The organism is Mesorhizobium ventifaucium (assembly GCF_935822925.1).
GTDB classification, from domain to species: Bacteria; Pseudomonadota; Alphaproteobacteria; order Rhizobiales; family Rhizobiaceae; genus Mesorhizobium; species Mesorhizobium ventifaucium.
In genome coordinates this window covers 1-23093 of the sequence record NZ_CAKXZS010000001.1, presented here as the reverse complement: position 1 = coordinate 23093, position 23093 = coordinate 1, and the positions used below count along the sequence as shown (strand labels likewise).

At 57.8% G+C, this 23093-nt stretch carries 21 protein-coding genes and 4 pseudogenes; 9 read left to right on the top strand and 16 right to left on the bottom strand.

The features are described 5' to 3' along the window. Positions 1-130: 130 nt before the first annotated feature. On the bottom strand, positions 131-1408 hold the full coding sequence (locus tag NMG70_RS00120) for an ABC transporter ATP-binding protein (protein ID WP_254022708.1): 1278 nt from the start codon (positions 1406-1408) through the stop codon (positions 131-133). Between the two features lie 225 nt (positions 1409-1633). Here NMG70_RS00120 and NMG70_RS00115 point away from each other — a divergent pair, with 225 nt between their 5' ends. The 3 genes from NMG70_RS00115 (at position 1634) to NMG70_RS00105 (ending at position 3777) form a co-directional block, all read left to right on the top strand. After that, entirely contained in the window at positions 1634-2485 is an 852-nt protein-coding gene (locus NMG70_RS00115) for a MurR/RpiR family transcriptional regulator (RefSeq protein WP_254022707.1), read from the top strand. 177 nt (positions 2486-2662) lie between these two features. Then, positions 2663-3382, top strand: a complete 720-nt coding sequence (locus NMG70_RS00110; RefSeq protein WP_077378720.1) for an HAD family hydrolase — start codon at positions 2663-2665, stop codon at positions 3380-3382. Positions 3383-3483: 101 nt separating this feature from the next. Further along, a complete protein-coding gene (locus NMG70_RS00105; RefSeq protein ID WP_254022706.1) occupies positions 3484-3777 on the top strand; it encodes an MFS transporter in 294 nt (97 codons plus the stop codon). Here the strand turns inward: NMG70_RS00105 and NMG70_RS00100 are convergent. The 4 genes from NMG70_RS00100 to NMG70_RS32765 all read right to left on the bottom strand — a co-directional run bounded on the left by NMG70_RS00100 (position 3774) and on the right by NMG70_RS32765 (position 7904). Next, positions 3774-4607 (bottom strand): aldo/keto reductase, encoded by an 834-nt coding sequence (locus NMG70_RS00100; protein ID WP_077378714.1) that lies wholly within the window; start codon positions 4605-4607, stop codon positions 3774-3776. The two genes, NMG70_RS00105 and NMG70_RS00100, sit on opposite strands and share 4 nt — an antisense overlap. Before the next feature lie 286 nt (positions 4608-4893). Then, positions 4894-5880: an alpha-ketoacid dehydrogenase subunit beta gene (locus NMG70_RS00095; protein ID WP_210189838.1), complete on the bottom strand. Its 987-nt coding sequence runs from the start codon at positions 5878-5880 to the stop codon at positions 4894-4896. Positions 5881-5885: 5 nt separating this feature from the next. After that, entirely contained in the window at positions 5886-6860 is a 975-nt protein-coding gene (locus NMG70_RS00090; RefSeq protein ID WP_254022830.1) for a thiamine pyrophosphate-dependent dehydrogenase E1 component subunit alpha, read from the bottom strand. A gap of 270 nt (positions 6861-7130) precedes the next feature. After that, a complete protein-coding gene (locus tag NMG70_RS32765) occupies positions 7131-7904 on the bottom strand; it encodes a transcriptional repressor (RefSeq protein WP_367185470.1) in 774 nt (257 codons plus the stop codon). Positions 7905-8583: 679 nt separating this feature from the next. On the opposite strand from NMG70_RS32765, the pseudogene NMG70_RS32760 reads away from it, so the two are divergent. From NMG70_RS32760 to tnpC, 3 pseudogenes are all read left to right on the top strand, one after another. Further along, a pseudogene (locus NMG70_RS32760) lies at positions 8584-8717 on the top strand (integrase); the annotation flags it as partial. Between the two features lies 1 nt (position 8718). Next, positions 8719-9024, top strand: a pseudogene (locus NMG70_RS00080) (transposase); the annotation flags it as partial. A 99-nt stretch (positions 9025-9123) separates the two neighbouring features. After that, positions 9124-9825 (top strand): annotated as a pseudogene (tnpC, locus tag NMG70_RS00075) (IS66 family transposase); the annotation flags it as partial. A gap of 20 nt (positions 9826-9845) precedes the next feature. Here tnpC and NMG70_RS00070 read toward each other — a convergent pair. The 8 genes from NMG70_RS00070 to NMG70_RS00035 all read right to left on the bottom strand — a co-directional run bounded on the left by NMG70_RS00070 (position 9846) and on the right by NMG70_RS00035 (position 17448). Then, the gene (locus NMG70_RS00070) at positions 9846-11558 is read right to left on the bottom strand and encodes a GMC family oxidoreductase (RefSeq protein WP_077378708.1); all 1713 of its coding nucleotides are present in this window, start codon (positions 11556-11558) and stop codon (positions 9846-9848) included. Further along, the gene (locus tag NMG70_RS00065; protein WP_244554964.1) at positions 11555-13102 is read right to left on the bottom strand and encodes an aspartate aminotransferase family protein; all 1548 of its coding nucleotides are present in this window, start codon (positions 13100-13102) and stop codon (positions 11555-11557) included. Before NMG70_RS00065 ends, NMG70_RS00070 begins: the two co-directional genes overlap by 4 nt. Continuing rightward, positions 13081-13221, bottom strand: coding sequence for an aminotransferase class III-fold pyridoxal phosphate-dependent enzyme (locus NMG70_RS00060; protein ID WP_254022829.1), 141 nt, complete (start codon positions 13219-13221; stop codon positions 13081-13083). The genes NMG70_RS00065 and NMG70_RS00060 overlap by 22 nt, the downstream gene beginning before the upstream one ends. Positions 13222-13270: 49 nt before the next feature. Beyond that, a complete protein-coding gene (locus NMG70_RS00055) occupies positions 13271-13984 on the bottom strand; it encodes a methyltransferase (RefSeq protein ID WP_244554985.1) in 714 nt (237 codons plus the stop codon). 92 nt (positions 13985-14076) lie between these two features. Further along, complete coding sequence (locus NMG70_RS00050) at positions 14077-14601, bottom strand: alkaline phosphatase family protein (RefSeq protein WP_077378702.1); 525 nt, start codon at positions 14599-14601, stop codon at positions 14077-14079. Continuing rightward, the gene (locus tag NMG70_RS00045; RefSeq protein ID WP_254022705.1) at positions 14598-15389 is read right to left on the bottom strand and encodes a nucleoside-diphosphate kinase; all 792 of its coding nucleotides are present in this window, start codon (positions 15387-15389) and stop codon (positions 14598-14600) included. Before NMG70_RS00045 ends, NMG70_RS00050 begins: the two co-directional genes overlap by 4 nt. Next, positions 15390-16166: an amino acid kinase family protein gene (locus NMG70_RS00040; protein ID WP_244554963.1), complete on the bottom strand. Its 777-nt coding sequence runs from the start codon at positions 16164-16166 to the stop codon at positions 15390-15392. Then, the gene (locus NMG70_RS00035; protein ID WP_077378693.1) at positions 16156-17448 is read right to left on the bottom strand and encodes a DegT/DnrJ/EryC1/StrS family aminotransferase; all 1293 of its coding nucleotides are present in this window, start codon (positions 17446-17448) and stop codon (positions 16156-16158) included. Before NMG70_RS00035 ends, NMG70_RS00040 begins: the two co-directional genes overlap by 11 nt. 603 nt (positions 17449-18051) lie before the next feature. Here NMG70_RS00035 and NMG70_RS00030 point away from each other — a divergent pair. Then, on the top strand, positions 18052-18222 hold the full coding sequence (locus NMG70_RS00030) for a hypothetical protein (protein ID WP_244554962.1): 171 nt from the start codon (positions 18052-18054) through the stop codon (positions 18220-18222). 336 nt (positions 18223-18558) lie between these two features. Next, a complete protein-coding gene (locus NMG70_RS00025) occupies positions 18559-19206 on the top strand; it encodes an AbiJ-NTD4 domain-containing protein (RefSeq protein WP_244554961.1) in 648 nt (215 codons plus the stop codon). Positions 19207-19510: 304 nt separating this feature from the next. Here the strand turns inward: NMG70_RS00025 and NMG70_RS00020 are convergent, their stop codons facing one another. Beyond that, positions 19511-20623, bottom strand: a complete 1113-nt coding sequence (locus NMG70_RS00020) for an RHE_PE00001 family protein (RefSeq protein ID WP_301555113.1) — start codon at positions 20621-20623, stop codon at positions 19511-19513. Between the two features lie 436 nt (positions 20624-21059). Between NMG70_RS00020 and NMG70_RS00015 the strand changes: the two are divergent. Further along, positions 21060-21260 (top strand): annotated as a pseudogene (locus tag NMG70_RS00015) (integrase); the annotation flags it as partial. Positions 21261-21290: 30 nt separating this feature from the next. Here the strand turns inward: NMG70_RS00015 and NMG70_RS00010 are convergent. Together NMG70_RS00010 and NMG70_RS00005 are read right to left on the bottom strand one after the other, a co-directional pair. Further along, positions 21291-21773 (bottom strand): RES family NAD+ phosphorylase, encoded by a 483-nt coding sequence (locus NMG70_RS00010; RefSeq protein WP_077378684.1) that lies wholly within the window; start codon positions 21771-21773, stop codon positions 21291-21293. Further along, complete coding sequence (locus tag NMG70_RS00005; RefSeq protein WP_077379097.1) at positions 21770-22201, bottom strand: Xre family toxin-antitoxin system antitoxin; 432 nt, start codon at positions 22199-22201, stop codon at positions 21770-21772. Before NMG70_RS00005 ends, NMG70_RS00010 begins: the two co-directional genes overlap by 4 nt. Positions 22202-23093: the final 892 nt, after the last annotated feature.

The window sequence follows — 23093 nt, the reverse complement described above, 5'->3', positions numbered from 1 at the left end:
ATCGGAGCTAGCACAACGATCGCGATGAGCGCGACGGCCGGCAAGGCGAACAAATATGCTGCGTTGACCCCGCGTAGCTTGTCAGGAACTGCGCGAGCCGGCCTACAGGTGCCACAAGTCGGAAGAGAGGTCATGACACCGCCTCGAGCCGTTTGGAGACTTGTACCCCCTTCGAAGGGATAAGCCGGCCGGCAGCGTTAAATACGAGAAAGCGCTCTGCCGGCAGTCCAACCTGGACAAGATTAGGATTCCCACCACTCGCCTGGATCGTCGCCCATTCCCTCTGTGGCAGCCGCGCCGTAAATGGAACTTGTCGGTCGCCAGCGAGAGTAAGATGGAGAATGATCTCGTTTCCGAGGTTCTCAGTGTGAAGTAATCGACCTTCATGGCTTGAAGAGGCGCCGCGCGCCCGCGTGTGCGCGGCCACCGTCACATCTGCAGGGCGTATGCCGACTTGCGCCTTTTCTCCCGCCCTCAAAGCGGTACGCAAATTCTGGCTTTCACCCAGGAGACCAACGATACCCGCTTCGCCGATGTTGGCTGGAAGAATGTTGATTGGCGGCGATCCGATGAAACGCGCCACTCGAATGTCTGCCGGCGCAGCATAGATCTCCGCGGGTGTAGCCACTTGAACGATCCTACCGTCCATCATCACGGCGATCCTGTCCGACATCGTCATAGCTTCGACCTGGTCGTGGGTCACATAGAGGAATGTCGCGTTCAGGCGCTTTTGCAGCTGGACCAGTTCGGTGCGAACTTGTGTCCTCAACGCCGCATCCAGGTTGGAGAGCGGCTCATCCATCAGGAAGACGCCGGGTTGGCGCACCATCGCACGTCCAAGCGCCACACGCTGGCGCTGCCCTCCTGACAACTCGCTTGGTTTGCGCTCAAGTAGCGCTTCGATGCCGAGCGACTTCGAGACGTCTCTCACAGTCGAACTTATCTGGCGGCGTTTTGCACTCATACCGGGCACTAGAGGACCGATCACAGGCATTCGCGCCACGAAGGGCAAGTCTGCCATGATCAACGGCATTGCCAGGTTGTCCCGCACCCGCATATGCGGGTATAGCGCATAGGACTGAAACACCATGGCAATGTTGCGTTGGCTCGGGCGGAGCTGGTTCACGCTCTCGCCGCCTATCTCGATCGATCCACCATCCGGCTGGTCGAGGCCTGCAAGAATCTTCAGCAGCGTCGACTTCCCGCAGCCCGATGGCCCCACGATGGTCATAAACTCGCCGGCATCAACCGCCAGATCAATGTCTCTCAATACCCGGCTCGCACCATATCCCTTTGCGATTTTCGATATCCGAACTGCGGATCCTGTCATATTGCTCTCCTCCGTGGACGTGTCCATATTGGAGTTTCTTATCACTTCTATGACAATGACTACGGATTTATTATCCATTGTGAAGCTGGCGCAACGCTCCATCGTAGCGAAACTGAAGTGACGCCGCCACCAGGCGGTCCCGCACTCCTCCGTCGGTGCGTCTCCCAGCAGACAAAGCCATACCCAAAACTTCCAGCGGTTGTTTTCAACGGGTTGGACGGTAGAGTGTTCTGGCCCTATGAGGTTTAGGCATGCAAGCGCAGGCGACGCCATGCGAGATTCTGATCGAGTTCGGAGAATGATATGGCCATGCAAGGTGAGAGCTCGCGGCTTTCCTCACAAGAGAACGAGACGCATACGCCGGTTCTCTTGAAAGTGGAGACCGCGCTAGACTTTCCCAATGCATTGGCCAGGGTTGCTCTGTACATCCTCGAAAACCCCAAAAAGGCTGTTCGTCAATCTCTTGGCGAACTGAGCGCAGCTTCTCAAAGCGGGCAGGCGACGATATTCCGCCTTTGCCGCGAGCTTGGGTTCAAAGGGTTCACTGACTTCAAGCTCGCCCTTGCCGCCGAGGTTGGGCGGCTCGAGAGCGAGCCCAACAGGGGCGTGAGCCTGACCGTCAACTCCCTCGATGAAACGGTTTCGCTGATTTCACGCTCCGTATTGAATACGCGACAGCTAGTGCAGCCCGAGGTACTGGCTTCCGCCGCGCTGCCCCTATTAAGCGCACGCCACGTCAACATCTACGGCTCCGGCGATTCTGGACTTGCCGCCGAGGTGCTGTTTCATCGTTTGCGGCGCAGCGGCGTTAACGCCCGCTTCTTCGCCAATGCTGGCTACGCCCATGAAGCCGCCGAGACCATGACAAAGGAGGACGCCGCCATTGCGATCTCTCAATCAGGCGCCTCACCCGACACTGTCGAGTTCCTGCGCAAAGCTCACCATATTGGCGCCTTCTCGTTGGCGATTACCTGCCATCCGAAGTCGAGTCTTGCGAAAGTTTCGAATGCCGTCTTGCAAATGGCGCGGCTGCCGCAGCCTGGTCTTCGTGAACAGATGATCGCCCTGCCCCGGGCCGTCTTCCTTGCCGAAGCCCTGGCCATCGCTATTGCCGACCACGCCAAAGGCATGGCGCGGACATCAGACGGCAAGTAAGAATCACTCCATAAATACCATTGCATTTCGATTATTAATCCATTATGCGTGCCCTAACGGCCCTGGCTTCGCGAACAGGACCGACAGTACAGTTGTGCATCCGCCGATGCCTAAACTACCGCCAGTAACTTGAATTGCAGCGGGCCAACGTCGAGCCCGCTCCTCGGAATATGAATAATGGACACCAAACCAAAGCTGGTCATCTTCGATTGTGACGGTGTGCTGGTCGACAGCGAGATAATCGTCAGTACCGCTGAAGCCGCAGAGATAACCCGTATCGGCCGTCCCATCACAGTCGAGGAAGCGGTCCATCAGTTTGCCGGTGTTCCAGCCAATGACATGTATCGTATGATCGAGGCGCAGTTGGGCACGCCCCTTCCGACCGACTTTTCCACCCGCATCGATGAGCGTGTTCGGGAACTATACCTCTCCGAACTCACCGCGATAGCTGGTGCGCGCGAGACGATCCGCGCGCTGCAGATACCCTGCTGCGTGGCCTCGAGTTCCGCACCGAACCGACTCGGGCTTGCCCTTGCAAAGACAGATCTGTTCGACCTCTTTTATCCTAATATCTTCTCCACCGTGTTGGTACGAAACGGTAAACCCGCGCCGGACATCTTTCTCTATGCTGCCGAAAAGATGGGCATGTCGGCCGCCGACTGTGTCGTCATTGAAGACAGCATAGCCGGTGTGACGGCAGCAATTGCAGCTGGCATGACCGCTGTGGGTTTTGTAGGCGGCGGACACTGCACCCCTTCCCACGCTTTGCGCCTGAAGGAAGCGGGAGCCACACGCATTCTTAGCCGCCTGGAAGATCTGCTGGCCATAGTCGAGGGGACGTCAGAAGAACCTTACCATCTGTCCGTAGTCCCCGATGAAGTCGCGCTAACGGTGTAAGACGCTGCGGATGGGCGGTCGGGACCTCGACGATCTCTGGCGCACCACCATCCGCTGTCCTCCACCGGATTCCGCCATCAGCCGCTCTTTCGGATCTAATCATGATGCCTCGCCCGTGGTTTTGCTTGGCCGCCCTGTCCGGTGTGCTCGCCCTTGTCGGCATCGATATGACGGTCCTCAACGTCACCCTGCCGCATCTTACGGAACAGCTAGGCGCCTCGACATCGGAAAAGCTGTGGATGGTCAACGCCTATTCGCTTCTCATGGCAGGATTTCTACCTGGATTTGGCGCACTGTCTGACAGGATCGGCCATCGAAAGATGTTGTGCGGCGGGCTGCTCGCTACTTCTTTTGGACTTACCTGCACCAACCCGTTACCGAAGCTTAGGCCCTAAGCAGGCTCATCCCATTTCGGCGAGTAATCGCGATCGTAAATGCGCAAGTTGCGCGACCGAAGGCACGAAATCGCTGCCATCTCTTCGCAGGAAAGCTCGAAATCGAACAGGTCGATGTTTTCAGCCAGCCTCTCCTTGCGCTCGGTGCGCGGAATGGCGACGACACCTTCTTGCTGCACATGCCACCGAAGCACAACCTGTGCTCGGCTCTTTCGGTGGCGCTCGGCGGCGTCCCGAATTGCCGGTTGTTCAAACAACGCTTCGCCTCGGCCGAGCGGGCTATAGGCGACCATCGCCATGCCCGCTGCGCGGCAGGCGGTATGGACCTTGATCTGGTCGAGATAGGGATGATACTCGACTTGGTTGGCCACAAGCGGGGCATTCGATAGGCGCACCGCCTCCGCAAGCAACTCGGTGGGGAAGTTCGATACGCCGATGTGCCGAGCCATGCCGCAATCCCGAACCGCGTTCAGCGCCTTAATGGATGCCGCCAGCGGAATTTCCGGGTTCGGCCAGTGAATCAGCAGCAGGTCGACCGTGTCGAGGCCAAGGCGGTTCAGGCTCTCCTCGGCCGATCGCTCCAGGTCTCCCGGCGCGATCTGGGTAAGCCAGACTTTGGTCGTGACGAAGACTTCGTCGCGCGGTACGCTGGAAAATCGCAGTCCCTCGCCCACCGCACTCTCGTTCTCATAGGTCGACGCAGTGTCGAGATGGCGGTAGCCCAACGAAAGGGCATGCATGACCAACTCCGAGCAGACTTCGCCCTTCAGCGTCCAGGTCCCAAGCCCGATCACCGGAATTGCCGCGCCATTCACCATGAGGTTCTGCATAAGGTCTCCTTGCCCGTTCGGTCGTTTGTTCGTCCTACTTTCGACCTATAGCCGCAACGATTAGGTACGCTGAGCACCGCGGATATTTCACTTGAGCGCCTGCAACCTTTTCGCTCGGCGAAATCCTTTACTGCCGCAGGTATTTCCTCACTCGACTTGGCTTCGGCGCTGCGGCCCACGGCTGTCGGAGGCCACCATTTATCGAGCATGTCGGAGTTGTGGAATTGGTGGATCGCAGTAGTATCCGATGTCGGTTGGTATCACTCAATTCAGCGTCTTTGAAATATTAGAGCAGCCGCAGTACCGCGGTGATAATTCGTTCCTTCGTCGCGAAGAAGTCCTTCTCGAGTGCAGGGCTGAAGGGGACATGAATGTCAGGGGCGCACACTCGCAGAATCGGTCGCTTCAATAGATCGAACGCCTCTTCCGCCATAACTGCGGCGATTTCGGCTCCGACATTGCAGACCCGATGCCCATTCTCTACGACAACAAGCCGCCCCGTCTTGGCAACCGACGACTTGATCGTCTCATGATCAAGCGGTTTCAAGGTGCGTGGGTCAATCACTTCCACCGAAATACTCTCTTCAGCGAGTGCGTTAACAGCCTCCATCGTGGGGCGTATCGCGCCGGCAATAGCGACAAGAGTAACGTCGTTCCCCTCCCGCTTCACATCCGCTTTGCCGATTGGGATTAGATGGTCTGGATCTGTGGGCACATCGCCTTTCAGCGGCCACAGGCGGGGGTCCTCGAAGACGAGTACAGGATCGCCGTCGCGAATGGCCGATTTCATAAGCCCCTTGATGTCGGCGGCAGTTGTCGGGCTGATGATCTTGAGGCCCGGCACATTCATGAAAAACGGATAGGGCCGGTCGGCATGCTGTGCCGCCTTGGCACCGACCGAATGCATACAGCAACGGAACACGATCGGAATGTCGATCTGGCCTCCAGTCATATATCGCAACTTTGACGCCTGGTTGATGATCTGATCTGAGGCGAGATAGATGAAGCTGGCAGTTGTGAGATCAAGAACCGGTCGCAATCCGTTGATGGCAGCCCCGATTGCCAGTCCTGTGAAACTGCCTTCTGAAATCGGCATGTTCCAAATTCGGTTATTTCCGAAGCGCTGAACAACTGTGTCTCCGCCAAAGACCAAGATGTCCTCTCCCATCAGGACGACGCGCTCATCACGTTCCATTTCCTCTATCTGCGCCTGCACGAGCGCTTCGAGATACGTCAAGCGCGTCATGGCGGGCTTGTTGTCAGCAGTTTGCATGTCGATCAATTCCTGTGCTGCCCAGCTGCGGGGCCGCAATGTCCTGGGAGGGGCGAGTTGAACATGTAGTCGGGCAAAGTTTCGGGCCGAGGCATGGGGCTGGACAACGCAAATTCTGCAGCCTGCTTGACGGCTTTGGCGACTTCGTACTCGATTGCTCTTAAGCTCTGGTCGTTTACCCCTTCTTCGATGAGCCGAGTGCGATAGAGCAAAATCGGATCGCGGTCGCGTTTGTGAGCCTCGACGTCTTCAATCGATCGATAAGGCTCCCCCGGAATCACCAAGCGGAAATCGTGCTCATCGAACCGATATGTGTTGGCAACCACGAGAGTCGGGCCATCACCCGCTCGCGCCCGTGTAACCGCCTCCGCTGTCGTGGTGTAGACGGCGCTCACATCCTGCCCATCGACGGTCACACCCGGCATCCCGTAGCCTGCTGCGCGCAGAGCGATGTCGGGCTGCCCGTGGCTTTGCGCTACTGACGTCGTGATCGCGAAGCCGTTGTTCTCGCAAACGTAGATTACGGGAAGCTTCCACAGCGAGGCCATGTTGAGAGACTCGTGGAAAGTGCCCTGGTTGACCGCTCCGTCGCCGAAAAAGCAGAGAGTGACCTGGTCGATGCGCCGCACTTTTGCGCCGAACGCGCATCCCGTCGCGATTGGGATGCCTCCCCCCACAATGGCCGATTCACTGATGATGCCGACCGATCGATCTGCAAGATGCATCGATCCCCCACGCCCCTTACAAATGCCGTCCTCCTTGCCCATAAGCTCGGCCATAAGAGCGTTCAGATGAGCACCCTTTCCGATGGGATGACCGTGCGAACGGTGCGTTCCAGTCACCGTGTCATCGTACCGAAGCGCGAGACATGCTCCCACAATAGCGGCTTCCTGACCCACGCTCGAGTGAAAGGGACCAGGGATTTTGCCACCGTTAAATTGGCGAATACCCTCTTCTTCGAACCGACGGATGCGAAGCATCCGCCGATAGGCTTCTAGTCTATAATCACCATTCAGCCGCATGATCCGAACGTTGCTCCAATATCCAGCACAAGATGCCGCATGGGATCGCCAAGCGCAGGTCCAGCAAATCCAGCGGGTGTAATTCGTCGACTTTCGAGGCAGTGGTAATTACGAGAATGGCTGCTTTGTCGGCCTCAGGTTTAACGGGTCTTGGACGTTTCAAGAACGTTTTGCGGCGACGACACCCTATAGGGGTTGCTCTCGCTGCCGTCTGAGAAACACAATTGCTCAATCATTGATCACGGCGGCGTGGCACCACGGCCGCATACCGAATCCACCGCTCGATGCCCAACTTGCACGTGATCTCGCCTGAGCCGTCCGGGATACGCTTGACATCCCGCAGACGCAAAGGTTTGACCATGCGCTGACGACGGAGGCGTCGTGGTCGAACACGCAGTAGGCCGCGTCAATTCCCTCCTTCTCGAAACTCCCCAGGGGGCCTTTCAAAATTGGCCGTTCATAGAACGAGCAGATCGGGTGAAGGCGAGGGGCAGCGAGAACAGGACGCCGCGCTTGGCACTGACACAGGTGACCTGGGTATAGCAAGCTCTTGCGGCCCCTCCTCTTTGCCATCCGGATGTTGGCGACGTCTTGGCTCCTCCTCGTCTTTGCCATCCGAATGATCAGGTCGGTTGGCTGATCTAAGTGTATTCGGGCGGCTCGGGCCGGCCTTCTACTCTTGTGGCGCTTCAATGCACATTGATGTTGAGGAAAAAGGTGATGGTGATCGCAAGTGTCCGTACCGAAATAGGCGTATGATGCGTCAACTGTGAGAACGCCCAAAACTCCCGATTCAGGATACTGGTTCAGCGCGTTGTGGAGGATTGCTCGCGAGACGCCGATCTCGGCTTGCGTAAGCCTTCCACGGACTTTTTCGGCACGCACATGCTGATGAGGACCAGTCGACGGCAATTCGGCGAGCACCACGCGTTGGCGCGTCGGCCCTCTCCGCCCAGCCAAGCGCAATGCAGCTGCCGACGATAAACTCCGGGAGTCGACCATGTGCCGAGGTTCAACGAAAGTCGCGACGCTCTCCTCGTGCGCGTGTAAGGAGTTTCGCGGAATCAGCAATGGTCTTGCTCCCAGCCTTGTACGTGCTTTCTCTGAAGCAAGCACCGCGCCATTTGACTTAAGGCTAGGGAGCCACACGACTTTTGCACTGAGGAGGCGTCGACGGAAGAAATTCGCAATCTTCTTTGTCCGAAGCTGGACAAGAAATGTTGAAAGCCCACACAAAAGGATGGAACCGTGCGGGCGCTACGAACAAGCGGCGTGACCTGATGGTATGGACGGCCTCCGCTCCGGCATCGAAGTGCCATACTGTGGCCGCCGCAAGTCACATGAGGGAGAGCCGTCCATGGAGAAGTTTACTACAATCCGTCTGGATATCGCCAAGCAGGTTTTTCAGGTCATGGCATCGATGCCGGCGGCCCGATCACGCAAGAGGGCAACTGCCAGCATCGTACGTCAAGCCATACATCAAGTAATGCGCACCTCTCCATTCCTTGACTAGGACTAACCCGCTCCGCGAATGCGGAGCGGCAAGGAGGGTGAGTGCCGACAGCGTGATCTGATCGCGTCGTCTGTCGTGCTGGTCATGTGTCCACAACAAGCTCCGACTGCGTCAGCATGGAGTGGCTGCTTGCAGCCCATTCCATCAGACAAAAGGAGGAGTTTTGTCATGACCCAACTTCGCCAGCGCATGAGCGAGGACATGCAGGTGCGCAACTTCGCGCTCAACACCCAGCTTCGTATCTGCAACAGGTGTCGCTGTTCGCCCGCTATTTTAGCAAGTCGCCGGACTTGCTCGGGCGCGTCCTGCGCGCTCAAACCCAGATGCACGCCCGACAAGCACAAGCGCCTGAAGCGCTGGCAACACGAAGGCGTCCTCGACAAGATGCAGGACAGGCTCGATCGCATGCCGGATGCCATGACCATCCGCCGGCAGACCGTCGAGCACCCGTTCGGAACGCTGAAGGCGTGGATGGGCAGCACCCATTTCCTGACAAAGACCCTGGAACAGGTCAGAACCGAGATGAGCTTGCAGGTGCTCGCCTACAACATGAAGCGCATGATCAACATCTTCGGCGTCAAGCCGCTGATGACGGCAATCGCCGCCTGATCACGCCCCCGACCGCCAGCGGCCTCATCGCTGCCACGCTCGAAACAGCGAAACAGCGGCCGTCATACGCAATCTGCAATCGCGTTTTTACACGACCTCGGTCGTATCTGGACGTATGTGCGCCACGATCAGCCGTTCGGCGGCGCCGCGCCGGCGGCGGCGGTCTATTACGCCTCGAGCGACCGACGAGGTGAGCACCCACAAAAACATCTGGCCCGGTTCGGCGGCATCCTGCAGGTCGACTGTTATAGCGGCTTCAATCCGCTCTTCGTTCCGAAGCGGAAAGAGCTGCCGATCACGCCCGCATTCTGTTTTGCGCATGCGCGCAGGGGATTCTTCGAACTGGCCGACGTCGAGAAAAATGCCCGCGAGGGCAAGAGGAATGGCAAACCGATCTCCCCGACGGCGCTGGAGGCGGTCAAGCGCATCGACGCGCTCTTCGACATCGAGCGCGCCATCAACGGCCGCAGCGCTGACGAGCGGCGTGCCGTGCGGCAGGAAAAGAGCAAGCCGCTCTTCGATGACATGCACGAGTGGTTGCTCCACGAGCGCGATACCTTCTCGCGCTCCTCCGATGTCCTCAAGCCGATCAACTACATGCTCTCGCGCTGGGACGACTTTGCCCGCTTCATCGATGACGGCAGAATGTGCTTGACCAACAATGCCGCAGAAAGGGCATTGAGAGGTGTGGCCCTGGGAAGGGGTGCGTGGACATTTGCCGGGAGCCAGCGCGGCGCCGACCGGGCTGCCGTCATGCTGACATCCATCACCACCTGCCGCCTGAACGACATCGACCCAAAAGGGAAGAACGGCGACCATGGCTAACGCGCATGCATTGTCTCTTTGAGATATTCGGCGAGCCGAAGGGAAAGTGCGCATACTGTCAACGTCGGATTTGCCGCTGCTCCTGTCGGAAAAACTGCGCTGCTGGCAACCAAAAGGTTCTTGTGGGAATGTGCCATGCAATTCGCGTCTACGATCGACGTCTTTGGATCGTTTCCCATGACAGTAGTGCCCATAATATGGCTGCCACCGGCATCCGACGCAGTTCTATCGTCTTGCAAATGAATGCCGCACTCCATTTGGTCGCAGCGTAACGCGCGAAAGATCTCTCGATGAAGGCGTGCTGCGGCCGCGATCCCATCGCGGCTGTATTTGTCGAGCCGGAAATGAATTTCCGGACGAGGCAAGCCAAGGCCGTCTTTCTCCGAGGAGAGCGTAATCCGGTTAGACGGATTTGGAAGTATTTCAACAATGCTTTGCAGTGCAAATTGTCGAATTCCTATGCGGTGGACCGCATTGAACAAATCCTCACCGATAAGACCCTGCTGGTCGACCAAACCAACTAACGTCCCTCCGACCGCAGCGGATGATAAAGCTCCTTCACCATACGGGGCGCCATTAACGTTGCGCCAGCCGTCATTGCGCAGCGCGGTCCGAAATGCTGCTCGATCTTTCCGAAATGGCCCGTCACGCAGAATTTCAATCCCCGATGTAGATTGTGGCCCTCTGTAAGGAAAAATCGGATCAGGAACGAGAGCCCAGGAGTGCTTCTCAGCATGATCCATAAGATTACATCCGACCAGACCACTCTCATTCGCCAGTCCAGCGGCAGATTGATGATTGGACTGCATCAGCAACTTCGGCGTCTCTATCCCATTCGCAGCCAATACGAACACGCGGGCTTGGAGGCTTCCGGTCGAGCCGTCGCTGTGCTCGAACCAAGCGGTAGTTATCCGGCCGTCGCTGGACGCGTCCAGTTTCGAGACGACCGCGCCCACAAGCAGTTCCGCTCCATTCAATAGTGCGCGTCGTAAATGTACTAAAGGATCGTATTTTGCGCCTATTGGGCAAAGTGGCACGCAGGACGAATACCCTTCACAAAGTGGCCGGCCGTTATACCCGTCAATTGAGTTACGGGCTTGAGGAGTAGGCACAATACGGATTTCCTGAGAAGCAAATTGCAGGCCCTTGATCCGAGCAATTGCGTATTGATCAGCGTAGCTTTGCGGTATAGCTGGCATGGGGAAGGGCTTGCTTCTCGATGAATTCAAGGAGACGTCGGCTTCCGGGCTGCCGGCCACTCCAGTTGCTTCTTCAGCCAAGCAGTACCATGGCTCCAAGTCCGCATAAGTGATTGGCCAGTCTCGCCCCCGGCCATATGTCGTCTGCATCCGAAAGTCGTTCGGGCACATACGCAACGCTGTCCCTAACCAGGCAAGGCCTGTTCCACCAGCAACGCGCAGATACTGACCTTCGAAACGGTCGGCTCCAGTAGCCTCTTGGACGTAATATTCGGATTTGTATTCCCTATCTTGTGGGGCAAGGAGGTCCGCATATGGGGCGAAGATTTCGGCTTCATCTGAGTTGGCAAATATCTCGCGTCGCCATTGCCTGACGTGCCTCTCGTCTTCGATTGGCAAGCCAGCTTCGATCAGCACAACATCCATGCCCGCTTCAGCCAATGAACTTGCGATCAGGGAGCCTGCGAATCCAGATCCGATTATCGCGACGTCGCGGAGGTCAATGCTCACGCCAGTCGCTCGTTCCGCTGGTCCGTCCGAGCCCGGTGTCGCGGTCTATCGGCCCAATCGCCAAACTCACCCTCCCCCCGGGTCATAGGGGAATGAACGCCAAGCGCCTTCCAAACGAGCGCGTCTTCATGCTGCCTCCAACCGCAACGTTTCCAGTGTCCGTTGACGCGAATCGATCCCAAATAAAGAAGATAGAGGATCTGCTTGAGCGTTTCCTCAAAGTCTCCGTTGCTGCGAAGTGCTTGGCAACGGTACGCAACATCGCCCGGAGCGGATTCTGCCCGTAGCATACTGTATGCGCTGAGCAATTGATCAATATCGCCCACGGCAGCTCTTTCCGCTCTTAAAGTGGACAGATTGAGGGCGAGCAGCTGAGTGTCAAAGTCATCGAACGCGGTGAGGTCGCAGACTAGCAAGCTGAACAGGGCGATCTCCGATTCCGGTGGCGACGTGGTTTCGCTCATGTGGCAGTTCTCCGATCGAGTCTCTTGAGATCGGGAGTTTCGCGGAGACATGCGCGGAAGGCATCGAGGAAATCGTCGACGTGAAGTTTTGTCACTGAAGTCGAAATACCCCCCCCAGAAAGGGGCCGCTACATAAATGCCGCGTTCAAGCATCCCGGCGTGCAGTCGTCGCAGAGCCTCGCTTTCCGCGATATCATGATGGGCTTCGCGATACGACAATGGCCGGTGCTGCTTTGCATGGAATCGAAACAGCGATCCGGCCCCTTGCACCGTGATAGCCACGCCCGCCTGGGAGGCAAACTCCTCCGCTTGTTGACGGAGGTAGTTACCAAGTTCGTTGATCCGGTCAATTTCGCCCACCGTCAGCGCGGCAAGTGCAGCGCGACCGGCGGCCATCGTGAGTGGGTTCGCTGAAAACGTTCCACCTTGAGGTACTGTCGCACTATCGTGGGGAGCGAAGGCTTCCATGGTCGCGGAGGTCCCGCCTACCACCCCGATGGGTAATCCGCCGCCTACCACCTTGCCCAATGTTACGAGATCAGGGTGGAAACCTCTCGCTGCAGAAGCACCGTGGTAGTGAACTCGAAAGGACACAACCTCGTCGCTAATCAACAAAATCCCATGCCTTCTCGCAGTGTCCTGTAGCATGGTCAAGTAGTCGGGGTTGAGCGGGATCATGCCCGCGGCGCAGGGAAGCACATCGACAACAATGCAGGCGAGGTCGGAACCATGCTGCTCGATAATGGTCTTCGATCGTGCGGTGTCGTCGAGTGGCAAAACGACGACTTCCTCGCATACATGCGGGGGCGTGTTGCGATACGGTGGATTTGATTTCGGGTAGTCACCTCCCCAATTGTTAGGGCTGCTGCGCGCGCTCACCTCAGCCCAATCGTAAGTACCATGAAAAGCTCCCTCGAGCTTTGCTAGCCGAGTGCGGCCGGTCATGGCTCTGGCCGCCTCTATCGCGAACATTAATGCTTCAGTCCCACTGTTCAAAAAGCGAACACGCTCGATGGCGGGAATGCGCTCGCAAATCGCCTGTGCGAGATCGATGTCAGCTACCGTCGGATTGCCAAACAAGTGCCGCGCTCCAGTTGAGAAGCAATAGCTGCGATGGTTGCCGGGTGCCGATGTCCGTGGATCAAGGTCGAAAAATTGTTGTGAAAATCAACATAGCTGTTCCCGTCGGCATCTTGTATGCGTGCGCCTTCTCCCGCATGCGCGTAGATGGACAGATTTTCGTTTCTCTTACCGATAGGGACTGGTGCTATCGAAACTTTGGTGACGCCGGCCGGATATAGCCCCCGAGTCGCGCTCGGTGAGTACCCGAGACTGGCTGAACCGACTATATGGCTCTTCGTGACCCTTACGGACTTGCACAAGCCGATATGTCGCTGTCCGAGCCTGCCGCGATCCCTGAACTAGTATAGATGCTTCAAGCCGGTTTTCGCGTACAATCTGTGAAAGAATGTCATCGCGGGCGTCGCTACCGAAGGCCATGATTATCCGGCCATCGTTCGTAAGCCACTCCGGCCCCTCTGATAAGAATCTCCGTAGCAAAGCGTATCCAGCGTCGATTATCCCACGTTCAAGATCGTTTTCATGTTCATAGTCGTCCGGGGCGAACCGGCTGGGAAAATTCCAGAAAATGATATCGAACCGTCGCTTGGGCCGCACATTAGAGAAAACGTCGCTTTCGAAAGCTTCAAGGTTAGAGATGTTGTTTCGGGCGGCATTTTCAATCGTGTTGGCGACTGCGCGGGCGTTTATATCAACGGACGTCACAGATCTGGCCCCCGCTCTCGCGAGGTGCAGGCCAGGCAGACCAAACCCGCACCCGATTTCTAGGACCTCTAGTCCATGAACCGGGGGGAAATTCTCAGTCGCCCATCGCCAGCCAACGAACTCTTCTGGAGGAAACACCCCTTCCTGCACAACCAAATCTAATCCGAACTCGGTCATGTGGAATGGAAAACTGCGGTTTTGGCTTGAGGCCAAGATCTCTCTTATTTCTTCTACGTTCGTCATGTGGGATTTCCCGATAGGCAGGTTCATCAGTTTCGTCTCATGGTAGGCGCTCTCAATTCCAACGCGGCGAGCTGAGATCTGAAGCATGCGATGTCGAGTTCGGTCTCCATGGAAGCTTTGCTGCGGAGCAGGCAAAGAAGATCCTCTCGGTGTTTGGCGAGGCGGCCGTGTTTGTACATCTCGATTTTGCGTGCCACGACGGCCGCATAGTTGGCGCGTACACCGATGGTCGGATCAAAAATAAGAGGCTTCGGCCTCTCAGGCTCTATAACCCAGTCGATTTTTACTGTTCCTAGCGCATGGACAAAGGTTCTTTCGAGTTCACTAAAGGAAACGTTTGACTCAGTTGCCACGAACCCCAATCGTGTCAGTACATTCGTGTCTTGCTCGATTGCATGTTCAAATGCGTCCTGTTGAAGGTGATGGATATCAATGTCGTTTGGGATTCGCTCTAGGAGATGAGCGATGACGCTGCTGCCCGCGAGCCAACTCTCTTCTGATCGATTAGGCGCCATCGCCGTGAGCGCGGTGCACAATACGCCCGACATCATGCTCCCTCACCAGTCAGCAATGCCGGCGAGTCATTGATGAGTGAGTTCCAGTAAGGCATCGCAAAAAGGCCCGCCTCGAGCAGAAGGCGGTCCCAGGCTGAAAGCCCGCCTACCCTGTTGAGGAGGTATTCCAGGCTGGCAAAGTCACCCGCGAGAAATCCTTGGACTGTCTCCAGCATTCCGCAGCTAACGGCCAGCGCTTCTGCCTGCTCGAATGCAGCGCGTGCGTTCGCAACCGCATCGTCGCCACTGTTGCAGATGTCGGATTGAGGTGCTTGGGTATTCCCCAAGCTTGTAAGCAGCACGCGGAACGATGAGTGTGAAATCCGGCCGGAATTGAGCGCCCGCCAACTTGTGTCGCCTGTCCCCGTGGAGTGAGCACGAAGAATTCTGAGTTCCTCGTCCATCAAGCTCTCACTGTCGCTGACGTGGACAAGATTCGTGACTGGATTATCGCAGTAAAAGCGACTGCGAATGGTTCCTTTGGCCGCTTGGGCAGGCTGGGTCTTGCCCTTCAGATATTGAAGGCTCGATAAAGCGCTGTCCCCGATCCATAGTGTTGCACAGACCGGCCGCATGTCGAACAGGTCCAGCACGAGCGGCCAGTGTTTCCCGCCCGTTGATCCCGTGAGGGAATAGAACGCTTCAATGGAAGTGCGACTGTGGACGGCAAAGGATCGTTCCTCGATTTCAAGTTCTGTCTTCCGGCGAATGAAATCGTCAAGTGCTGCAGTCAGGCCGGATTTTGCGACCTCGGGCCCGTAAACCGTCAACCCCAAAGAAGACATTTACGCGGCCCCCAATGCAGTTTGCGGCGCAGAAATGATGTGAGGTGTAGACGTGATACGTGTGCCCGTTACTTGTTTCCCCTCAAGCCAATCACCCAAGCGATGCGGGTGGGCACCGTTGAGCACCACGCCGGAAAGCCCGTGCTGTGACATGAAGTGAGCGGCACAGGCATCAATTGAAGTGTGACCAAGGCGGCCTAATTCATCGGCGCTGCTTTCAGCGATCAGGGCCGTGGGATCACCCGTCGAAGCATTACGATAAACGCCGTCGACATCCGTCAGGATCGCGAGCTTCGGAGTATTCGTAAGCCAAGCGATCCAGGCAGCGACCGCATCAGATGTAACATCCCAGCTCCACTCCACCGGATCTAGGGCGAACAGGATCTGAGACGGTAACAGTACGGGGATCTTGCCTTCTCTCAGGCGGAACCGGCACTGGCCCAATGTCGAGCACGCGACGAGATCGGATGACAGGGCGGGATCAGACAACATATAGGCGGTCTGATCCTGGGCGAGAGCACATGCATGGTGAGCCGTGAATGGGGCCAGCGGATGTGTCGCGTCAACAGCCTCGATAGCCTTGTCTGGTATCCCGCCTCCTGGAACGATCAAAATTCGATGACCGCGGCGCCCCAGGCGTTCCAGCTCAGCCAAAGCCGCCCTACACGCCTCTAGATCGCGCATCAGGCTTCCACCGAACTTCACCACAACGGAAATGCCGTAAGGCGGAAAACCCTTTATGGCCGGCTGCATGTTCCATCCTTCTTCAAAACTCAAGCGGCGCTTGCAACTTCCGGGTATTGGAGACCAATCTTGGAAGGACCTCCCAGACCTTATGAAATGCGTCGGCATAGAGCTTCATCACCTCAGCATCGTTCGGCGGGGCGATTTCGGAGACATAAAACATCGTATCCAGAAGCTTGATCGTCTTTGGAAAATCCGCCGCACGCCATTTTTTGCGAATGCCCGGCAAATACTCAAAGACGGGCTTTGTCAGCCAGACCCAAACCGGTACACCCTCAGCCTGCAGCAACTTCACGACAAAATCTCTCGCCGCCGGACCAGCAGGAAAGCCGAACCGTTCCAGGTCGATGCGCAGAGGAAAGTTGAGCATCGACTGATGGTGATCATTCGGATCGAAAAGCGGCACTAAGCCAGGAAGATGCTCGACCATATTCCAGAGTAGCGTCGCGTTGCTTCTCCGCTTCTGGAGCTGCTTATCGAGACCCTTCACGCGAGACCTGGCTATCGCGGCCGAGAACACATTGGGTCGGTAATTGTATCCCTGCGAGTTTGGAGAAAAAATCCGTGCCCCGTTCCTGGACGAGCTAGTCAAGGACACATGATCAACATGCTGTATGAGATTCGGGTCCTTTGTGACTACGAATCCCAACTCACCTGCCCCCAGATGTTTGGCGCCGTTTCCCGACAGTGCAAGGGCATCGCTGTCGATATACATACCATTGACAATGTTCTTGATGGCACCAATTGACTGGCACACATCATCAATGATCGCGATTCCCCTCGTTCGCCCAACGGCTCTCAGTCTCGGTGTAAATATGTTGTTGCCAAAAAGATGCGTAATGAGGACGGCCGCAACATCAGGTTCAAAGCAACTCGCCGCGGCCCCCTCATCAATACCGGCCAGGTCCAGATCGACGTCTATGAATACTGGCTCAAGGCCGCTGATCGAAATCGGGCCCACGGCGCCTGGCCAGTTGAGCGCGGCGGTGACAACGCGGTTCCCTCGATCTTTGAAGTAGTCAAGTTCCACATGGATGGCTGCAGTACCACTTCCCACAGCGCGAACAGACCAGTTCCCCGCCCAGTCGGTAAGACGCCGCTCGAGATCCGATACAATAGGGTGGTTGGCGCGATGGTATTTTCCACTCTCTACGACCGTGCGAAGTGCCTTGAGGTGCTTTCTCTTTGTTGCCGGCCATGGCGCTATCCGCCCAGGAGAAACAATAGGGTTTCCGCCAAAGAGTGCGAGTGATGTCTCAGGCCGCCCAACAGTCTTGGCGCGAGCTTCCAAATTCAGATTGACGTTTTTGTTCATCAAACCTCCGGCCAATGCGTCCAGACCGCGACGGCGGCAGTCGCCATGCGCCCCTGACTCCCTTGGAATGAGTTCTCTTCAATCCGCGCCAGCAGCCTCGCAAGTGTCGAGCCAAATGAGGAAATCGTTTCCAAACAATACGATTACGGTGATGGCGCTGTGTCGCACGTCCGACATGTCGAAGATCCGACCTATTCTCCCCCGCCTTCAAGAGATATAAACCGGCGACCCGTGCGATCGCCCCTGTCGATCTCGATGATGTTGTCGTCGAGAAAGCAGTAGAGAGAGGTCCATTTGCACTCGATGCTCGGAGCCAACAGCATCAACGTGCCGTCCCGAACAGCGTCCAAGAGCTGTTCGGCTATCGGGACCCGCGACCCGCGCGACGCCAAAGATCACGTATGCCGCACTTGCACGTGCTCTTACGGAGCCGCCCAGGACGGATGCCAGGACTTCGTGGCACGACGAGGAACAAAAGGGGGTAGCTGAATGCGAGAACTGACTGGAAAACCAGGTTTTGAGTGGTGTCTTCAACGAGATGCACTTCTACGATCTGCCCTGGCCGAAAACGGCGCTGGAGCAGATCGAGAACGAATCGTCGTCATGAAGGTGACGCTCTCCTATTTCATCGAGCCGAACCTCTCCGGCAAGGCCGCGACCCGGCCGGACACCTACCGCTCCTTCGGGCTCCGCTTCGACATGAAGAAACGCACCGAGACGAATGCGCGGTTCAGAAGCCGCATCTCCGCCAGCCAGGAAAAAGACGGGGCCTAAACCGGAGCGGAAGCAAGCTGCTGGCTGCTCGGCCCCAAGGCCAATCAGGCGGGATCGCTACACTGCGATCTGTGGCGTGGCCGTGCGATCGAGCTTGCGGGTCATGACGCCATCGCCGTCTATCCCGTTGGCGGCTGGTGAAAATCGCACACCGGCCAGAAGCGGGTAAAGGACAAGGCGCTATTCCCTGGCCATCTCGATCTCTGCATCGGGCCCAAGCGGTCGACCTCTATTCGGAGATTGCCGCTATCGTGGAGGTGAACGAACTCCAAATCTCCATCGGCTGACCTTCAAATCGCGCCGAGACGCCAACCGAGTTTTCCGCTAGGTGGACAAATGCAATGTTCCGGTGCCGGGACGCATTCAACCTTGCCTCGATCGTATAGTTTCAGCCATGTCGCAGAATTTTCAGATCGCTACGGCTTCAAGCCGGCCGAACCGGAGATCACCATCCGGGAAGACGCGCCAGATGATCTACGCTTTGCCATCGCGCAGATCGCCGTCAACGCAGGAATGGGGCCGACCCGCATTCGAGATGTGGTCTGCACCGTCCTATTTGTGGCGCCCGACCGCAACAACTGGTCCGAATACCCGAACATCTGGGATGAGGTTCGGGGGCTGCTCGAAGATTGCGAATGGTTCAAGGTCTATGACATCGCAGAACGCCTGCATCGCAGCCTCCACTATCAGCAGGCGGATCAGTTTCGGGACGAGCTGAACGGATTTTTCCGCGAAAAGGGCATCGGCTGGGAGTTGAAGGACAACGAGGGCATCGTGTTTCGCGGCAGCGCCCCCTTTACAGCCGCGACCATCAACGCCGTCGAGGCCCTAACAGCGACCGGACGCACAAATGCCGCCCCGAAATCCGCGAGGCTTTGCGCGACATTTCCCGCCGGCCAGAGCCTGACAGGACAGGCGCTATCCAGCATTCCATTGCGGCGCTGGAAAGCGTTGCACGCGACATCGCCAACGAACCGGGACTGACACTCGGCCGCCTGGTGCCACGCCTCAACCTTCCTCGCCCGCTCGACGAGGCCGTGGAAAAGCTCTGGGGCTTTGCTTCAGACCGGGCGCGACACATTCGGGAGGGACAGCAACTCGGAGATGACGAGGCAGAGCTGGTCGTCAGCGTCGCCTGCGCCGTGTCGATCTTCCTGGTCCATCGGACGCGGCAAGTGCACTGAGCGCTTGCCAGGGTTTTTGACTGATCTCCAGCGCCAGCTTCTATTCTGCCCTGCGGGGAACCGGAACCCTTGACGTCTCGGTGCTTGGTCGCACCATCGCCGACCTAAACGATCCCCCAAGCACGATAACGCCCCCTGCCCGTCACCTCACGCAGATTGAGTTCGCCGACAAGGTTAAGCGCACCTCTCGTCGTCACCTTCAGGTCTTTTTCGATCATCGCGCTGGACACCAGGGGCCGCGACAGGACGTAGTCGATCAGCTGGGGCAGTTTCGAGTTGCCGCGTCGGTTTCTGGTGCGGCGAAGCATCTGTTCTCGCGCCATCCCCAGGCGGTCGTGTTCCTTTAGGCCGAGCGCGGCCGCTTCCACAACCGCGTCGAAGAAGGCCAGCCATCGCTCCGTCCTGTTGCGATGGCGTCGGCGTTCGCGGCCGATCACACGCAAGCCCGTGTTGAGAGCCGGCAGATGAGCGATAGTCTTGCGACGCTGCCGCAGTGTGGCTGCCACCAAAAGGGTGCCAAGCCAAGGCTGATGCTGCAGCGGGCCGATGTCCTCCCAAGCGTCCCAAAGCACCGCAGCTGCCAATACGGGCGAAAGATCGGCCGTGCGATCGAGCAGCGTACGCCAGTCGTCGAGTCGGGCGGGCTCGTCCCAATCCGCGTCGTAGACTAGCGGATCCCGCTCAGGTGTCGTTTGCGGCCGTGACGGCCGCTCGACCGCGACACCTTCGAGGACCGCGCTTGAGCGCGCGAGCACGGCGTCGATGGCTGCGAACTCCTCGGCCAGCGGATCGGGCCCGTCCGTCTCGATTGTCTCATCTGGGTGCATCTGCGGCTCCGGTGTCCCCTCGCCTTCCCGGCCCTTCCGCAGCGCCCCGCCGCCGCCGCGCCCGATGAGTTGCCGCATCCCGTCCCTGCCGATCGCCCAATCAGCTGCGTTGCCAAAGATCTGACGGTGAGCGCGCAGGATCGTGCGCGCGCGGGTGAGTTCGTGCGTGGGCGTGCGGATGTCCATATGCGCATCGTGCAGGACGAGATCCTCGACATGGACAAATTCGCCCTCGAGCCAAAGCACGGCCGCCGCATCGTGAAAATGAAACCGCTCGACAAAACCGTCACGCACCGGCGAACGGGAAAGCCGCTCGTCGAGACGCGCGATGGCGTCCTCGGCCGTCACCAGCGGACCGGCGATCTCGGCCCACGGGATTGTCCGAGACATGCCATCAGAGATCTCCATCGCGCATCGGCTCTCTGTCAGTCGACAATCACGACGTTGCCGAGCGGCCATTCCGGGCCGGCCTAGTAGCCTCGTGATCGCGGTTCCTGGGCGGAAGCCAAGCCAAAGTCGACCTGCCCGCCTGACGCCAGACTTCGCGGATCGCGAGACCGGGCCGTTGTTGAAGCGCCAAGCTGAAAGCATGCTTTTCCGTTCCGGGCAGTTTTCGAGGGTGCGGGCCTTCCACCTCGCCAAGCTAAGCCGTTGAATTCATGCTAGCCGAGGCGCAGCAGCTCGGAGGACCAGTCTACCGGCTGCACGGCCGCGCCGGCGGCGGCATCGTTCACATGAGGAGATTCTTGCACATGAGGAGTTTCTTGGCGCGCCTGGCGCGCATCGGCAAGGAACAGCGCGAGGCAAGCCGTCGGTGGATGCGCGCCTGCCAAGGCCCGTACCAGACCAAAAACTCCGCCGTGCGGAGGCGCTCGATGCGCTGGATTCGGTGCTGCCATTCGACCGGCGCGATTTTCTGGCCAAAATCCTCACCGCGACGATGTCGCCACTGCGCCATCTCGCCAAAGAAGGCATCGGCGAGAATTCCCTGCGCGCCCTGGCCTCAGATCTCGGTTACCTCGAAGCATGATCTCTGGCTGCGGCGGGCTCACTCCCGTTACGCGCCAAACAGCCGTCGGTCCCAGTAGACGGGCTGGTGCAGACTTGTCTGAATCCTTGAAAACTCCGAATGCGCCGGGTTGATCAGCACATTGCAATCGAGACGCGCCACGACACTCGGCACCAGCAGGATGACGCTGCGCCGTTCTAAACACCAGGTTTCGCCAAATCCCTGGCTCACCGTCGCCGGCATCGCGTCCCAGCCCGGCAGTGACGGCTGGGAAAAGACCTCGTAGCTCAGCCCGCGCGGGATCGTGATTTCGATGTAGTGCTGGTTGGGCGGCAGGCGGCCGCTGCCATGCACCAGCTTTTCCAAAAGGGCCGTCGAATAGTGCTCGCTGGTGTAGATGATAGGACTTCCGGGCGTATTCCATCGCCCTGGCGCGATTGTCGAGCCGGTCGCGTCGAAGATCGGATAGGTGCCGGCCGGATCGCCGATGCGAAAGGACGATAAGGTGCGATCGAGAGTCTGCGCCGTCACGCAGCGCTGCCGTACTTCAGACCTCCGAGGATATCGACCACCATTTCGGCGCCGAACTCGCTCAGGATAACGACGTCGATCGGTCGCTTGTCCTCAATCATCGGGTGCGGCCGAAACAAGAAATCGCGCGCTTCCTCTTCGTTCTGCCAGACATCGACAGCAAGACCCCAGACGCGCGCCACGCGGGCCAATCGTGTGCCCTCGTCCGATGAGAGACGATGTACCATCTTACGCCGCTCGTAGGTCGCCTTGGGGATCAGCCGGTATTTGAACTGAGCATCGCCAGGCGCCAGAAGACGTGCAACACGCTCGAGTGCCCCAATAGGAAGTCCATCCTCGATCCGGGAGATCAGCCCGAAAGGCGACCGCGCCGCCACCTCTTTGACGGGCAGCCCCAACACGTCGGCGACATTTCCGAACGCTAGCATCTCACTCTCCATCCGTTTGAGGCAGAATATAGCCTCACATGGTGCGTCATGCAAGCGCCGCATGAGCGCGTTTCGTAAGCAGATGAGTTGTCCAGATTAGGTAGCACGTGAGTTGTCCGGTTTTCGCCAGCGCATGGAGGCTGGGGATGAAACGGACAGCATGGCTACAGGACCGGAGAATGCAGAAGTTTGTAGAGGTTTTGAGCCGCTGGAATGGCGGCGATCTTTCGATGATGTAGGCAGGCGAGTTGCTTGGCGGTCGGGGCGGCAATTTCGCCCGCGACCGTTACAAGAGGCTGGGGAAGTTGGGTTGCTCGACCGGCGTTTGGGCAAGATTTCGACCCGTCGAGTGCCTGCCGAAGCGATTGAAGAGATGCTGGAACTTTATCGTCATCGCTACCTGGATGGAATGTAAAGCATTTCCACGAGCACCTGCTGCCCGATCTCGGCTCGCTGAGGAAAGCGAGCCCCGACATCCCAGACTGACGGTAGTTCTGCGAGCAGGATGCAGTTATTTCCAATGGGATGGGAAGGGAATCGAAATACGCTCTCTCCGCCATCTTCAATGGTAGAGCGATCAGAGGTCGGGAATCGGAGGCAGCGGACCTGCGATTAGCTCACGCACCATGCAATGCGATCGAGAGGACCTATCTGGACCAAACTCGAGTAGCGACAGCAATGGGCTTTTGAGATAAGGTTGGGACGCGATGGCATTGAGCGAATAGAGCGATATCGGGAACCGAACCAATCCACAGAAATATTTTGTTGGTATTTTTGTTGGCTAGTCCTGCTATTGCGTGAGTCCTAACCATTTGGAAACAGAGCAAGTTTTCCACCGCTTGGATTCCGCCTCTGGGCACCACTTTTCCTAGGGTCCATTCTGGACACATAG